This window comes from Arthrobacter alpinus (assembly GCF_001294625.1).
GTDB classification, from domain to species: Bacteria; Actinomycetota; Actinomycetes; order Actinomycetales; family Micrococcaceae; genus Specibacter; species Specibacter alpinus_A.
Genome location: NZ_CP012677.1, coordinates 3607262 through 3620953, shown reverse-complemented (window position 1 = coordinate 3620953; position 13692 = coordinate 3607262). Strand labels below are relative to the sequence as shown.

Here is a 13692-nt window from a genome sequence, read left to right as displayed (position 1 = left end):
AAAGTTAGCGGCCGGTTTTGGGCGCAAATATGCGGGCCACTAGGCGGGCGCCGAGGTTCAGGAGCATGACCAAGATGATCAGCAGGAGCGCGGCCGCCCAAGCGCGTTGGTTGGACGGATCCGGGTTCGACGGCGAGGTCGGGGTCATAATCTGCGTGTAGATGAAGGTGGGCAGCGAAGACATCCAGCCGGCAAACACATTCGTGTTGATCGTCGTCGCGAATCCGGCCGTGACCAGCAGTGGCGCGGTTTCCCCGATAACCCGGGCAATCGCCAAGGTGACCCCGGAGGCGATGCCGGAGATCGCCGTCGGAATGACCACCTTCATGATGGTCCGCCACTTGCGTACACCCAGGGCGTAGGCGGCCTCGCGCAGCTCGTTGGGGACAATCTTGAGCATTTCCTCGCTGGAGCGCACCACCACCGGGATCATCAACACGGAGAGGGCGACGGCGGCCACGAACCCGGTCTTGGTGCCCGGGCCCAAGATCATGGCGAAGAAGGCTGCGGCAAACAAGCCGGCCACAATGGAGGGGATGCCGGTCATGACGTCCACCAGGAAGGTGATGACCTTGGAGAACTTGTTCCCGGCGCTGTATTCCACCAGGTAGATGGCGGTCAGCAGACCGATGGGCACGGAGATCAGTGTGGCCCAGAGAGTGATCAGCACCGAGCCCACGAGTGCGTGGTAGACCCCGCCCACCGCCGTTGTGCCGTCCTTGACCGAGGCGTTGTCCACCGCGCCGGTGACCCCGTTCATGGACGATCCCAGGAATCCGGGGGTCATCAGGCCCGGGATTCCGTTGACCAAAACCGTCCAAATAACGGAGATCAGCGGTAGAAGGGCAAGCAGGAACGCGCCAACCACCAGCGAGGTGGCGAGTTTGTCGGTGGCCTTGCGGCGGCCCTCCACAATGGCGGAGCTGCCGACGTTGCCCACCGCGAACAACACGGCGGAGAGGACTGCCCAGCCAAAAACGTTGAACCCGACCAGGGCCATCAGGGCTGCTGCGATGATGACAGCGCTGGCGGCGATGGCGTAGGGCGTGTACTTGGGGAGGCGGCCGCGGGTCAGGGCGGAGCGCTTGCGTTCGGTCATGAGCGTGGCCATCAGTTGGCTCCCGAGAATTCTTTGTGGCGGTTGATGATCCAGCGGGCCACCATGTTCACGGCCAGGGTGATCAGGAACAGCACCAGGCCGGCGGCAATAAGTTCATGCATGCGAAGGCCGAACGCTTCCGGGAAGTTCAGGGCGATCTCGGCTGCGATGGTCTGGTTTCCGGAGCGGACCAGAGAGGCGATCATCGGTCCGGAGGAAAGCACGAGTGCCACGGCCATGGTTTCCCCGAGGGCGCGGCCCAAACCCAGCATGACGGCGCTGATAATGCCGCCGCGGGCAAAGGGCAACACGGCCATACGGATCATTTCCCAGCGGGTTGCACCCAATGCCAGCGCCGCTTCCTGGTGCAGCATAGGGGCCTGCAAGAAAATTTCCCGGGTCAGAGAGGCAATGATGGGCAAGACCATGACGGCCAGCACGATGCCGGCGGTCAGGATGGTCTTTCCCGTACTTGAGGCGGGTCCTGCAAAAATGGGGATCCAGCCGAGGTTCTCGGCAAGCCACGCATACGGGACTTTCAACTGGGAGGCAAGGTAGCTTGCACCCCAGGCGCCGTAAACAACGGACGGGATGGCGGCTAGAAGGTCCACCACATAGCCCAGGCCGCGAGCCAGCTGGCGCGGGGCGTAATGGGAGATGAACAAGGCCACGGCAATACCAACGGGTGTGGCAATGAGCAAGGCGATGGCGGCGGCGATGAGCGTGCCGACGACGATCGGGAAGATATAGGGCAAGAACCCCTTCCCCCCGGTGATGTCCGCTGCCGGTGCACTAAACGTGGGCAGTGCCTGCACTACCAGAAAAAGTGCGACGGCGAACAGCACGGCCACAATCAGCGCACCGGCGCCCAGTGCCGCACCGGAGAACACTTTATCTCCGGTGCGGCCTGTTCCGGCCCGCCCTGTTTTCGCCTTGTGCGCGAGCTTGGTGGTGGACAATTTGATACCTTTTGTTCGGCTTTACTTGGCGACGCTGATGGAGTCGATCGAGGCCTTGGCCTTGGCGGCGAGCGCAGCGGAGAGCGGGGCGCTCTTGGCTGCGTCGGCTGCCTGCTTCTGACCTTCGGTGCTGAGCACGAAGGTGCCGAAAGACTTGACCAGGTCAGTGGTGGCGGCGTCCGGGTAATGGGCGCAGAACACTCCGTAAGAGACCAGGACGGCCGGGTAGGCGCCAGCCACCGTGGTGGTACGGTCCAGTTTCAGGGACAAGTCGTTCGGGCCGCGGCCCTCAACCACCTTGGCGGCGTCAACGGCCTTGGCTGCACCCTCGGCGGTGACAGGGACGAAGCTATCGCCAACCTTCAGCTCAGCCTTGCCCAGTGCGTCGGTGACGGCGGAGTCGTCGGCGTAGGTGATGGCGCCGGCGGTTTCGGTGACGGTCTTGACCACACCGGAGGTGCCCTTGGCGTTTTCGCCGGGCAGGGCTGCGGGCCAGTCGCCTGACTTCTTATCCGTCCACACGGTGGAAGCTGCGGCTGCTAAGTAGTCGGTGAAGTTCTCTGTAGTGCCTGAGTTGTCCGAGCGGTGCACGGGGGTAATTGCCAGATCCGGCAGTGTCGCCGACGGGTTGGCGGCCTTGATGGCTGCGTCGTTCCAGTTCTTGATGTCACCGCGGAAGATCTTGGCGATGGTGTCGGCGTCGAGCTTGAGGTCCTTCACACCGGGCACGTTGAAGGCCACGGCGATCGGTGAGATGTACCAGGGAACGTTGACGGCGCCGTCGGGCCCGCACTTTTCCTTGGCGGAGGCGAGCTCGTCATCCTTGAGGTAAGCGTCGGAGCCGGCAAATTGCACGGCTCCTGCGATCAAGGCTTTGCGTCCGGCTCCAGAGCCTTCAGGTGAGTACTGGATCTTGGCGCCGGAGTTGGCGGACTCGAATCCGGCCTTCCAGGCGTCCATGGCGGCGGAGATGGAGCTGGCGCCGGTACCGGTAAGGGTTCCGGTGACCGTGGGGCCTGCCGGGGCGGAGGACGTGCCGCCGTTGCCGGGGGTCACAACGTTGTCAGTTCCGCAGGCGGTCAGGGCGAGTGCGCCGACGGTGAGAACTGCGGCCACGCGGCCAATGTGAAGTGCCTTCACGTGATTTACCTCTTCGATGGGTGTCTTGGGATTCCTTACCCTTTAGAAGTTACGACCACCAGATGAAGCAACGACCCGCCCTAAGTGAACGGAAGGTTAACGCCGCGGGGATTCTTGGTTTTTGAGTACGACGTCGCTCACATCGCCATGCGGGCAGGCGTGTGTAAGTAGGAATCACCGGCCCACGATTGGGACAGGCTCAGCGGACACCTAGGCCCGTACCCCTGAACTGATAAATACGTTTTACTAAGATTTGCGGAATGCCGTGATGAGGTGCGCAAGATCAACAGGCGGTAATTGGGGGCATCGGCATCACTCTCGCCGCAATGCTGGGCGTCACTGGTGCTGCAACCCCGGCCTTCGCGGTCGACACTGACGCGGTTGTGCTTGATGCAGTACTTGCGGCGTGTTTGCGGGACGTCTTGAGACTGCAGCCGGCTGGCATTCTCACGGTAGGGGGATCAGTTCGATTTTGGTTCTCAGCTGCGACACCGTTGGCGATCTCACGGGCCTCGAGCACGCAGACAAGTTGGAGCGACTGTACTTGTTCGGAGGAGCGTTTAGCTCACTTGCGCCGCTGGCCGCTTTTCGGAATCTTACGAAACTGGTGATTAGGCAATGCACCAACCACGTCTTTGGCCTCCGTTGCTGGCATGCCGGTATGTCGGCATTGGCATATGTTTCACTCGGCGAAACCCAGATCAGCAGCTTCGAACCGTTGCGTAACCTTCCTGCCCCTAGAGGGTGGGTATCGGAGGGTCTAGGGCGACCCACCTGTCCACGCAGAGCTTCGAAGACAGCCCTGTGTCAAATCTGACGGGCCTTCAGGCCCTGACGAACTTGGAATACACCACTGGACAGCGCGCCTCCGTAACCGATGTATCCTCACTGGGCGGGATCATCCAGGTCGAGATGCAAGAGCAGCGGGTGAGTGCCGGAGAAGTGAGGGCCGGTGCCACGGTACCGAACCAACTAAGGGGATTTGACGCCGCAAACTGACGGGACCGGTGCCCGGGGTCTGGCCCCGGGCACCGGCACATAGACTTATCCCATGCCAGAGTCAGTCCGGGACGTCGCGAGCGTGAGGTTCCTCAAGCGCCGTGCCCGGCTGGGGCTGCGACGAAGCTACAACTCCCTGGTCCCTGCCCTGCTAATCACTCTTTGCTCGGTAGGTGCCTACTACTTTTCTATGCTGGTGCTGGGCCATCAGGGGCCGCTGTTCGCGGCAACAAGCGCCATCATCGCCCTGGGGTTTTCGCGGGACCCCCGGCTGCGCAGGGTTCTTGAAGTGGGCCTTGGCTGCACCATTGGCATCGCTCTCGGGGACACTTTGCTGCACTGGCTCGGAGCAGGCATCTGGCAGGCGGCCCTGGTCGTTTTCCTGTCGGTGCTGCTGGCCCGCTTCCTAGATTCCGGCGCCATTTTCACCACCCAGCTGGCGTTGCAGTCCCTGCTGGTGGTTTTGCTACCCATCCCGGCAGGCGGGCCGTTCACCCGCAGCATCGACGCCATCGTCGGGGGGTGTTTTGCCCTGGCGGTCACCCTGCTGGTTCCCCGAGATCCGCGCCGCGCCCCCAAAGACGATGTGAAACTCATGCTCGGCGAACTGGCTTTGGTGCTGCGCGAATGCGCGTCGGCCCTTTCCTACAACGACTCCACCACGGCCTGGCACGCACTGGTACGGGCCCGCAGCCAACAGCCCCGCATCGATGCGATGCGCCAGGGCTTGCATGGCTCAGTCGAAATTGCCACACTTTCCCCCCTTTACCGACGCCATCTTCAGGAGGTTGAGGCTCTGGCCAAGGTCATGGAACGCCTTGACTATGCCATGCGATCGAGCCGGGTGCTGGCGCGACGGCTGACCAGCGTAATTAACAATGCTGCGCTCTCCGACGTCGGAACCCTGAATCTAGCCGAGGCGATCAGCGAATGTGCATCGGCCGTGGAAGAACTCGGTGCCGCCGTGGCCGACACCAATCCCCGGACCACACTGAGCCACGCCCGTGACTCGCTGGCGGACATCGCCATCCGCCTGCACCCCAGCAAGCTGGAAATCACGCGGATGGAGGGTGAGGCACTGGTGCTCCTATTCCGCACGCTCATGGTGGACCTGCTGGAAGTGGCGAGCATGGACCCGGCGGACGCCAGGGCGCTGCTGCCCAAACTGTAGGCCGCCCCAAGCTGTTCTCCACAGGCGGGTACGGTGGGTTCATCCTTGTCAGTGCCCGGCGCTAGGGTTGAACCATGGCAACAAAAACGGCTAAGGCCAACGCTGGGCAAAACTTTCGCTGCGCCGAATGCGGCTGGATGGCAGTGAAGTGGGTTGGCCGGTGCGGGGAGTGCCAGGCCTGGGGGACCCTTGAGGAGGTCGGCACCGTGGTGGTGCGCACCACCGCCGCCACAACGGTGGTGCGTCCGGCGCAGCTCATCTCCGAGGTGGACGCCTCCAAAGCGGCCCACAACCTGACCGGCGTGCCCGAACTCGACCGTGTCCTGGGTGGGGGTATGGTTCCCGGGGCGGTCATCTTGCTCGCAGGCGAACCCGGGGTGGGCAAGTCCACCTTGTTGTTGGATGTGGCCGCGAAGTTTGCCCGCAATGACCACGGCAGGGAACCACAGAAGGTCCTCTACCTAACAGGGGAAGAGTCTGCGGCCCAGGTGAAACTGCGCGCTGAACGGATTGGCGCCGTTGCGGACACGCTGTATCTGGGGGCCGAGACGGATCTCGGCACGGCGTTGGGTCAGGTGGAAGCTGTCCAGCCTGCCCTACTGATTGTTGATTCTGTGCAAACGTTTAGCAGTGCCATGGTGGATGGTGCGGCCGGTGGCGTGTCCCAGGTCCGCGAGGTTGCCGCCTCGCTGATCGCTGCAGCCAAGCGGCTGAACATGACGACACTTCTAGTGGGCCATGTGACCAAGGATGGTTCCATTGCCGGCCCCCGCCTTCTGGAGCATCTGGTGGATGTGGTCTGCCAGTTCGACGGCGAACGCCACTCGCGCCTGCGTCTGTTGCGGGCCGTGAAAAACAGGTATGGGCAGACCGATGAGGTGGGTTGCTTCGACCTCACCGACAACGGCATCGAGGGCCTGGCCGATCCCAGCGGCTTGTTCATCTCGCGCACCAGCTCGCCCGTGTCCGGGACCTGCATCACCGTCACTATGGAGGGCCGCCGCCCTCTGCTGGCCGAGGTCCAGTCACTGCTGACCCCCGCTGTGGGGTCCTCACCGAGGCGCACTGTCAGCGGACTCGACTCCACCCGCGTGGGCATGCTGCTTGCGGTGCTGCAACAACGTGCAGGGGTCCGCCTGGATGCTGATGACAGCTATGTTGCCACTGTGGGCGGGGCCCGGCTGAGCGAACCGGCCATGGACCTCGCCGTTGCCCTGGCCATAGTTTCGGCCAAGACGAACAGGGCCGTCCACCAGAAGATGGTGGCCTTCGGGGAGGTGGGGCTGGCCGGTGAGGTGCGTCCGGTAGCCGGCATCAACCAGCGGATCCAGGAAGCCTACCGACTGGGATTCACCCACGCCCTAGTGCCCAAGAGCCCCGCCGGGCCGGGGGACATTCCGCCAAACTTCACGGTGAAGCAGATTGAACACGTTGCCGAGGCCACTGAACTGCTACTGCACGGCTAACCCGGAGACAAGTGATCTGGCGCGTTGAGATCCAGGTCCCAGGTCCGGCTCCCAACCGTCCACAACCAGTAGAATTTTCCGCCCAAACACCCGCGTGGCATCAATTTCCTTGACATCCGGCCTGGTCCTCCCGGTTAAAGGCTGCAACGGCGCGTATTAGGGGCAAGTTCCCACTAATATGGGGACTGTGACTTGTGCGGATACCCGCGCTTGAAAAGAAGGACTCGTCAATGCTTCGCACCCCCGAAGATGCCCTCAAGGCCACTCTTGCCCGTGTTGCACCGGGAACCCCGTTGCGTGACGGGCTGGAGCGTATTCTTCGCGGACGCACCGGGGCGTTGATTGTCCTTGGTATGGACAAGACCATGGAGAGCCTTTGCTCGGGCGGCTTTGAGATCGGCATCGATTTTGCGCCCACCCGCCTGCGTGAACTGGCCAAGATGGACGGTGCCATCGTCTGCGACAAGGACGTCACCAAGATTTTACGGGCCGCCGTGCAGCTGGTTCCGGATCCCAGCATTGAAACCCAGGAATCGGGCACGCGCCACCGCACGGCCGAGCGCGTCGCCATTCAAACGGGTGTCCCCGTTGTTTCCGTCAGCCAGTCGATGCAAATTATTGCCCTCTATGTGGATGGTCTGCGGTACGTGCTTGAAGGCTCGGAGAAGGTGTTGGCTCGCGCCAACCAGGCCCTGGCCACCTTGGAGCGTTACCGTGCACGCCTGGACCAGGTGACAAGCTCCCTTTCGGCACTGGAAATCGAGGCGATGGTCACGGTCCGCGATGTGGCCGTGACGTTGCAGCGCCACGAGATGGTGCGCCGGATCTCCGAGGAGATCGCCCAGTACGTGCTGGAGCTGGGCGTGGACGGTCGCCTGCTCTCCCTGCAGCTGGATGAACTTTCGGCAACGCGCGGTTCCGGCGCCGACATGGTGATCCGCGATTACACGGACCCGCTCGTTACCGATGTTGATGCCGCGGTGGCGGCCCTGCAGGAAATCGACCAGGCCGACCTGATCGATTTGAACCTGATTGCCGGCGCTGTGGGGCTCCCGGCCGGGAATGATGCCCTGGAGAATATTATCCAACCGCGTGGCTACCGGCTCGTTTCAGAACTCAAGGCAGTTCCCCGCGCGGTCGCCGGGCGCCTCGTTGACCACTTTGGTGGCCTGCAGGACCTCATGGCTGCCACCATTGATGAACTCATGGTGGTTGACGGGATTGGCGAACTACGTGCCCGCACGGTGCGTGAGGGGCTGTCCCGGATTGCCGAGGCAAGCCTTCTGGACCGGTTCCTCTAAATAGGGGCCTGTCCTATTGGAGTTGGAAGATGACCTTATCACTGGCCCACTTCCCCAGGGTGGCCACGAACACGTAGGTTGCCCCGCCGCCGCCGGGCATGGCCGCAACACTTGCACACCCTTGAGCACTGCGGTTGCGCTTCCACGTGAAATTAGCCGTCTCCGAGGCACCCGGCTTCAGGTTTTTGACCAAGTCTGTGGGATCCGCCTGGCAATCCTTGGAGTTGAAGATGCTGTCATTTCCGCTGGTGATCTTGAATTCCATCTGGCTGGTGCCGACGTTGATGTCGCACGGAGCCTCGCCGGTGTTGGTGACCCGCAATGTCAGTTTCGGGTTCTCGTCCGCCGCGAAGGAAGTCTTGTCCACCAAGCCGCTGACCTTGATACCGGCCTCATTGCACACGGCCGACGCCGGCGTATCCGGCTTTGCTGCCGGGACGGCAGTTTCGGCGGTGCTGTCCGCGCTCGGTATCGTTGCAAGATCTCCGGCGCTCCCGTTGGAAGGGCTGAGCAGGGAAAAAAGTGCAAAACCTGTGATGGCCAAAACCACCACAATAAGGAGGGCCAAAATGCTAACTACAGTCCGGCGTCGCCGGTAAACCTTGGCGGACACCCCAGGTATCGAGGCAAGCTGGCGCGAACCCTTGCGCTGCCCCTTTTTTCCTGATGTCACCACCATTCCAGAGTAGCGAACGCCCGCCGCCGCCACGACCAACCACGCCGCCGAGCCGCCCGGTGATCCGGGCTACAGTAGAACTGCCCGTGCGAAGAAAACACTGCTAGGAGGAGTTGCTGTGCATCAGCAAGTGCGGGCGTGGTTCCGCGAATCGGCCCGTGACTTGCCGTGGCGCGGCGGTTGTTCGGCCTGGGGAGTCCTCGTCAGCGAGATCATGCTGCAACAGACGCCCGTGGTGCGTGTGCAGCCGGTCTGGGAGCAGTGGATGTCCCGCTGGCCAACGCCTGCCAGCTTTGCCGCGGAATCCCAGGGCGAAATCCTGCGTGCGTGGGGACGGCTGGGCTATCCGCGACGGGCCCTGCGCGTGCACGCGGCCGCTGCGATGATCGTGGAGCAGCACGACGGCGAGGTACCGGACACCTTCGAGGCACTTTTAACTCTCCCTGGCATTGGGACCTACACGGCTGCGGCCGTAGCCGCTTTTGCCTTTGGCCGGCGCGAGACGGTGGTGGACACCAACATCCGCAGGGTTCACGCCCGCCTCGTCATAGGCCAGGCACTGCCGGCGCCGACGCTGACGGCCGCGGAAATGAAGCTGGCTGCGGATCTCCTACCGCATGATCCTGCCGAGTCGGTGGAGTGGAACGCCGCCGTCATGGAACTCGGGGCCCTGGTGTGTACTGCCCGCAGCCCCAAGTGCGGGCTCTGCCCCGTCCGGACGGAGTGCGCCTGGATTGCCGCCGGCCAGCCGGAACCCACCTATATGCCCAAGGGCCAGCCTTGGGCTGGAACCGACAGGCAGGTCCGCGGCGCTGTAATGGCTGTTTTGCGGGCCGCCGACGCCCCGATCCATGCCGACCTGCTGTGGGCCTCCGACACCGAGCTCGCCACTACGGCGCCGCTGGCCCACCCGGCCGAGGTTGCCACGGCGTTGGGCAAGCTGCACGACCTCAACACGCAGGCGCCCCAACTGGAGCGGGCCCTGGCCGGTCTGCTCGCGGACGGGCTGGCCCAACTCTCTGACGACGGCTACCACCTGCCGCACTAGCGGGCACCAACCCCTCATCCCGCGTAGCGGGCGTCAGATTTCGCCGAAGCCGGCCTCCACTTTGCTGCGCACCAGCTCCACTGCCCGTTGGGCGTCGGGACCTGTGGCCGACACGGCAAGCTCGGTGCCCTGCCCCGCGCCGAGTGCCATCAGCATCATGACCGACTGCCCGTCCACACCGTTGATCTCAATCTCAACGTCCATGGCGCCAAGCTCACCCGCCAGCACGGCGGCAGGCCTGGCGTGCAGGCCCATCGGGTTGATCAGCGTCAGTTGGGCGGTCACGGTACCGGGCTCGGCGGCGGGCCCTGCGGCGGGCCCTGCGGCGGGCCCTGCCGGCATCGGGCCCTGCCCCGACAGTGCGCCTGGGACGCTACCCAGTTCCAGGGCGGTCGCGGCGCCGGGGGTCAGGGCCGTCTCAGCGGCGTGTTGCACCGCGGCCAGGGGCGCTCCGCCCTGCGCCGTGACGGCCGCCGCAACGGCACCTTCCACGAGCGCGGCATTTGCTAGGCGGATATTCTCCGGATTGCCAAGGAACTCCAGCGCCGATTCTGCGGTCATAACGGCGGATCCGAGGTCGGTCAGCACCAGCACACCGTCGCCCGTGTCGGCCCGCTCCAGCGCCTCCATGACTTTTTCCAGCGACGTCCCGATGCCGCCGTCATCCATTCCGCCGGCGGCCACTAAGGTGACCTCCTTTGCCATCTGTGCCGCAAGTTCCACGACCCCCGCCGCCAGTTGGGCACTGTGCGAGACGATAACCAGCCCAACGCTCATGTGCCGATCCCGGAAGCCTGGGATGCGGCTGCGGCTTCAGCGGCGGCACGCAAGAGCAGGGCCGATGACTCAGCCCCTGGGTCTCGGTGCCCGATGGCACGCTCCCCCAGGTAGCTGGCCCGGCCCTTGCGGGCAATGAGGGGCTCGGTGGAAACCGCCCCGGCCCTGGCAGCCGATGCGGCCGCGTCCAGGAGTTCGGCGGGTCCGGCCCCACGTGCGGCAGCGGCTGCAGCCGCGTCAACGGCAGGTGTCCACGCATCAATCATGGTCTTCTCACCCACCGCGGCCTTGCCGCGGGCCACCACCCCGTCGCGTGCTGCGGCCAGGGCTGCTGCCAGAAGCTCCGAGTCCAGACCGCGCTGCTCACCGGCTGCTGTGGCCGCGCGCAGGAACGCAGTGCCGTACAGGGGCCCGGCCGCGCCGCCGACCTTGGACATCAGGGTCATCGCGGCCAGCTTGAAGACAGCCCCGGGGGTTTCCGGTTCACCCTCGTCCAGCTTAAGCAAAATGGCTTGGAAGCCGCGGTCCATGTTTTCGCCGTGGTCACCGTCGCCGATTTTTCGGTCGAGCTCAATGAGCATCATACGGTTCTCAGCGATGACTGCCGCGCTGCGCCGCAACCAGTCAATCGCCCAGGACGCATCGAGTGTTTGGCCCATGCTCACATCCCCCATCGCAAGGCAGGTGTGTTGACGGGGGCGTCCCACAGCTCCGTCATTTCCTCGTCGAGGCGCAGCACCGAGATGGAGCAGCCCTGCATTTCCAGCGCCGTGATGTAGTTGCCTACCAGGGATCGTTCGACCACCAGTCCCGCGGCTTGGAGAACCTTCACTGCGTGCCGGTACACAATGTACAGTTCGCTGGCAGGTGTGCCTCCCATCCCGTTCACGAACAGCAAGACCTTGTCCCCGGCCGCCGGTTTGAGGTCGGCCAGGATCGGCTCCAGCAGCCTGTCGGTAATGCCGTCGGCGTTCTCCATGGCGATGCGGTGCCGTCCCGGTTCGCCATGGATCCCAATACCAATTTCAATCTCGTCTTCGCCCAGCTCAAAGCTTGGCACGCCGGCGTGTGGGACGGTGCAGGCTGCCAAGGCAACGCCCATGCTGCGCACGTTGTCGTTCACGCGCTGGCCGATGGCTGCAACGGCGTCGAGCCCGTCACCGCGCTCGGCCGCGGCCCCGGCAATCTTTTCCACCAACACCGTGCCAGCAACTCCGCGCCGACCGGCCGTGTAGAGCGAATCCTCCACGGCGACATCGTCGTTGACCAGAACGGTGCGAACCTCAACGCCTTCAGCCTCGGCCATCTCGGCTGCCGTCTCAAAGTTCAGCACATCGCCGGTGTAGTTTTTCACAATGTGCACGACGCCGGCCCCTGAGTTCGCGGCGAGTGTGGCCGGAATGATCGCGTCGGGGGTTGGTGAGGTGAACACGGCGCCGGGGACGGCTGCGTCCAGCATGCCGAAGCCCACATAGCCGGCGTGGAGGGGCTCATGCCCGCTGCCTCCCCCGGACACCAAACCAACCTTGCCAGGCCTTGGGGCGCCCTTGCGGGTGACAAAAAGCGGATCGGGGTGGATGGTGACATGACTGGCATGCGCCAGTCCGAACCCTTCCATCGATTCGTCAACAACTAACTTGGGATCATTGATGAGTTTTTTCATGACGGAACCCTCCAAATAGCACAGCGGATAAATAGAGGCGGGGGTCACCCCTCGCCTTTCCTTACGAACACTACCCGGCCGCGTTCGCGGTTGATAGGCCATTTCCCGCCAATTCGCTTAGAGCTGGCGGATCATCCGGGTGTTACCGAGCGTGTTCGGCTTGACCCGCGCCAGGTCTAGAAACTCAGCCACACCTTCATCGGCGGAGCGCAGCAACTCGGAGTAGACAGCGGGGTCCACGGCGCCCTGGTCCGCCATGACCTCAAAGCCGTGGCGGGTGAAGAAGTCAACCTCGAACGTCAAGCAAAAAACGCGGCTCACACCCAGTTCGCGGGCTTTCTCCAGCAGCCGTTCCACCAGCGCATGGCCCACGCCCTGCCCGCGCCAGACGTCGGCGCTGGCCAGGGTCCGGATCTCCGCCAGGTCCTCCCACATGACGTGTAGGGCACCACAGCCAACAGTTTCGCCGTCGTGCTCGGCGATCAAGAACTCCTGTATCGCCTCAAAATAGGTGACCGACTCTTTGGAGATCAAGATTCGTTGCTGTGCCAAGGGCGCCACCAAGTCCTTGATGGCATAGACGTCTGAGGTGCGGGCGGGACGGATTGTTAGCGCTGAAGTCACGGTTTCAGTCTATAGACACGCCGGGGTCAGGACCCTACGCCCGGTCCTCGGCCTCAAGGCGTGCCATCACCGCCCGGACAAAGCCTCGCATCCGCAACCGGCCGTGGATGGCTGAGACCGGCCACAGTAGAATCCAAAAGTACATGGCCCACGTGGGATTGATGAAGGCTATGGGGATCGAGGCCAGGAACACCACCCAGATGGGCAAAGTCCCGCCTGCAACAAGCCCGAACAGTGGTTCATCCACCCAGTCCGCCAAAAGGGAGGCCTTTCGCGCGTACCTCCACAGCCAGCCGACACTCAGGTTCAGATCGGCGATGGTCAGGGCATAAATGACCGGTGGCTACGGCGTGGACGGCACGTCCGCAAAGAGTATGGTGGTGGGCCCCGGCAAGAACACCACGAAGAACAAGATGAGCAAGTTGATGACCTGGAGCCTGTTGTCATAGGAGACGATGGCGTTGAAACGGCGGTGGTGATTGATCCAGGTCCACCCCACCAGAACAAAGCTGAGGGCAAAGGCGGCTAGGGCCGGCACCCGGTCAACGAGTACCGACTCGAACCCTCGCACCGTGATGTCCGCAGGCAGATCCGAAAGTCTCAGGTCCAGGGCCAGCAACGTCATGGCGATGGCAAAGACCGCGTCGCTGAAGAACATTGTCCGTTCGGTTTCCCGGCCGCGGTCGAGCCGTCCGGCGTGTTTTGAGCACATCAGCGCTAATACGGTTCTGAGCATGCTCTCCATGGTTGCCCACAGCCTCAAATCTAG

Annotated in this window: 15 protein-coding genes; 5 read left to right on the top strand and 10 right to left on the bottom strand. The window is 63.5% G+C overall.

Features of this window, described 5'->3' with window-relative positions; all coding sequences use genetic code 11:
* Window positions 1–4: 4 nt before the first annotated feature.
* The 3 genes from pstA to pstS are packed head-to-tail and all read right to left on the bottom strand — an operon-like array spanning window position 5 to window position 3198.
* Complete coding sequence (gene pstA / locus AOC05_RS16500; RefSeq protein ID WP_395939472.1) at window positions 5–1099, bottom strand: phosphate ABC transporter permease PstA; 1095 nt, start codon at window positions 1097–1099, stop codon at window positions 5–7.
* An 11-nt stretch (window positions 1100–1110) separates the two neighbouring features.
* The gene (gene pstC / locus AOC05_RS16495) at window positions 1111–2058 is read right to left on the bottom strand and encodes a phosphate ABC transporter permease subunit PstC (protein ID WP_062008449.1); all 948 of its coding nucleotides are present in this window, start codon (window positions 2056–2058) and stop codon (window positions 1111–1113) included.
* A gap of 21 nt (window positions 2059–2079) precedes the next feature.
* Complete coding sequence (gene pstS, locus AOC05_RS16490; protein WP_062008447.1) at window positions 2080–3198, bottom strand: phosphate ABC transporter substrate-binding protein PstS; 1119 nt, start codon at window positions 3196–3198, stop codon at window positions 2080–2082.
* Window positions 3199–4002: 804 nt separating this feature from the next.
* Between pstS and AOC05_RS19865 the strand changes: the two genes are divergently transcribed.
* From AOC05_RS19865 to disA, 4 genes are all read left to right on the top strand, one after another.
* A complete protein-coding gene (locus AOC05_RS19865; protein ID WP_154604763.1) occupies window positions 4003–4197 on the top strand; it encodes a hypothetical protein in 195 nt (64 codons plus the stop codon).
* A 52-nt stretch (window positions 4198–4249) separates the two neighbouring features.
* Window positions 4250–5368: an FUSC family protein gene (locus tag AOC05_RS16480; protein ID WP_062008442.1), complete on the top strand. Its 1119-nt coding sequence runs from the start codon at window positions 4250–4252 to the stop codon at window positions 5366–5368.
* A 74-nt stretch (window positions 5369–5442) separates the two neighbouring features.
* Window positions 5443–6834, top strand: coding sequence for a DNA repair protein RadA (radA, locus tag AOC05_RS16475; RefSeq protein WP_062008440.1), 1392 nt, complete (start codon window positions 5443–5445; stop codon window positions 6832–6834).
* A gap of 230 nt (window positions 6835–7064) precedes the next feature.
* The gene (gene disA, locus AOC05_RS16470) at window positions 7065–8135 is read left to right on the top strand and encodes a DNA integrity scanning diadenylate cyclase DisA (protein ID WP_062008438.1); all 1071 of its coding nucleotides are present in this window, start codon (window positions 7065–7067) and stop codon (window positions 8133–8135) included.
* Between the two features lie 13 nt (window positions 8136–8148).
* On the opposite strand, the gene AOC05_RS16465 is transcribed toward disA, so the two are convergent.
* The gene (locus AOC05_RS16465; protein WP_420480370.1) at window positions 8149–8808 is read right to left on the bottom strand and encodes a hypothetical protein; all 660 of its coding nucleotides are present in this window, start codon (window positions 8806–8808) and stop codon (window positions 8149–8151) included.
* A 121-nt stretch (window positions 8809–8929) separates the two neighbouring features.
* On the opposite strand from AOC05_RS16465, the gene AOC05_RS16460 reads away from it, so the two are divergent.
* Window positions 8930–9859, top strand: coding sequence for an A/G-specific adenine glycosylase (locus AOC05_RS16460; protein ID WP_315899807.1), 930 nt, complete (start codon window positions 8930–8932; stop codon window positions 9857–9859).
* 33 nt (window positions 9860–9892) lie between these two features.
* On the opposite strand, the gene dhaM is transcribed toward AOC05_RS16460, so the two are convergent.
* The 6 genes from dhaM to AOC05_RS16430 all read right to left on the bottom strand — a co-directional run bounded on the left by dhaM (window position 9893) and on the right by AOC05_RS16430 (window position 13659).
* Window positions 9893–10636, bottom strand: a complete 744-nt coding sequence (gene dhaM / locus AOC05_RS16455) for a dihydroxyacetone kinase phosphoryl donor subunit DhaM (RefSeq protein WP_062008432.1) — start codon at window positions 10634–10636, stop codon at window positions 9893–9895.
* On the bottom strand, window positions 10633–11295 hold the full coding sequence (gene dhaL / locus AOC05_RS16450; protein ID WP_062008430.1) for a dihydroxyacetone kinase subunit DhaL: 663 nt from the start codon (window positions 11293–11295) through the stop codon (window positions 10633–10635). The genes dhaM and dhaL overlap by 4 nt, the downstream gene beginning before the upstream one ends.
* Before the next feature lie 2 nt (window positions 11296–11297).
* Window positions 11298–12299 carry a dihydroxyacetone kinase subunit DhaK gene (dhaK, locus tag AOC05_RS16445; protein WP_062009940.1) on the bottom strand — a complete coding sequence of 334 codons (1002 nt, stop codon included), beginning with the start codon at window positions 12297–12299 and terminating at the stop codon, window positions 11298–11300.
* 117 nt (window positions 12300–12416) lie between these two features.
* The gene (locus AOC05_RS16440) at window positions 12417–12923 is read right to left on the bottom strand and encodes an amino-acid N-acetyltransferase (RefSeq protein WP_062008429.1); all 507 of its coding nucleotides are present in this window, start codon (window positions 12921–12923) and stop codon (window positions 12417–12419) included.
* A gap of 34 nt (window positions 12924–12957) precedes the next feature.
* Entirely contained in the window at window positions 12958–13170 is a 213-nt protein-coding gene (locus AOC05_RS16435; RefSeq protein ID WP_154604760.1) for a hypothetical protein, read from the bottom strand.
* A 96-nt stretch (window positions 13171–13266) separates the two neighbouring features.
* The gene (locus tag AOC05_RS16430) at window positions 13267–13659 is read right to left on the bottom strand and encodes a TMEM175 family protein (protein WP_197277846.1); all 393 of its coding nucleotides are present in this window, start codon (window positions 13657–13659) and stop codon (window positions 13267–13269) included.
* Between the last annotated feature and the right edge of the window lie 33 nt (window positions 13660–13692).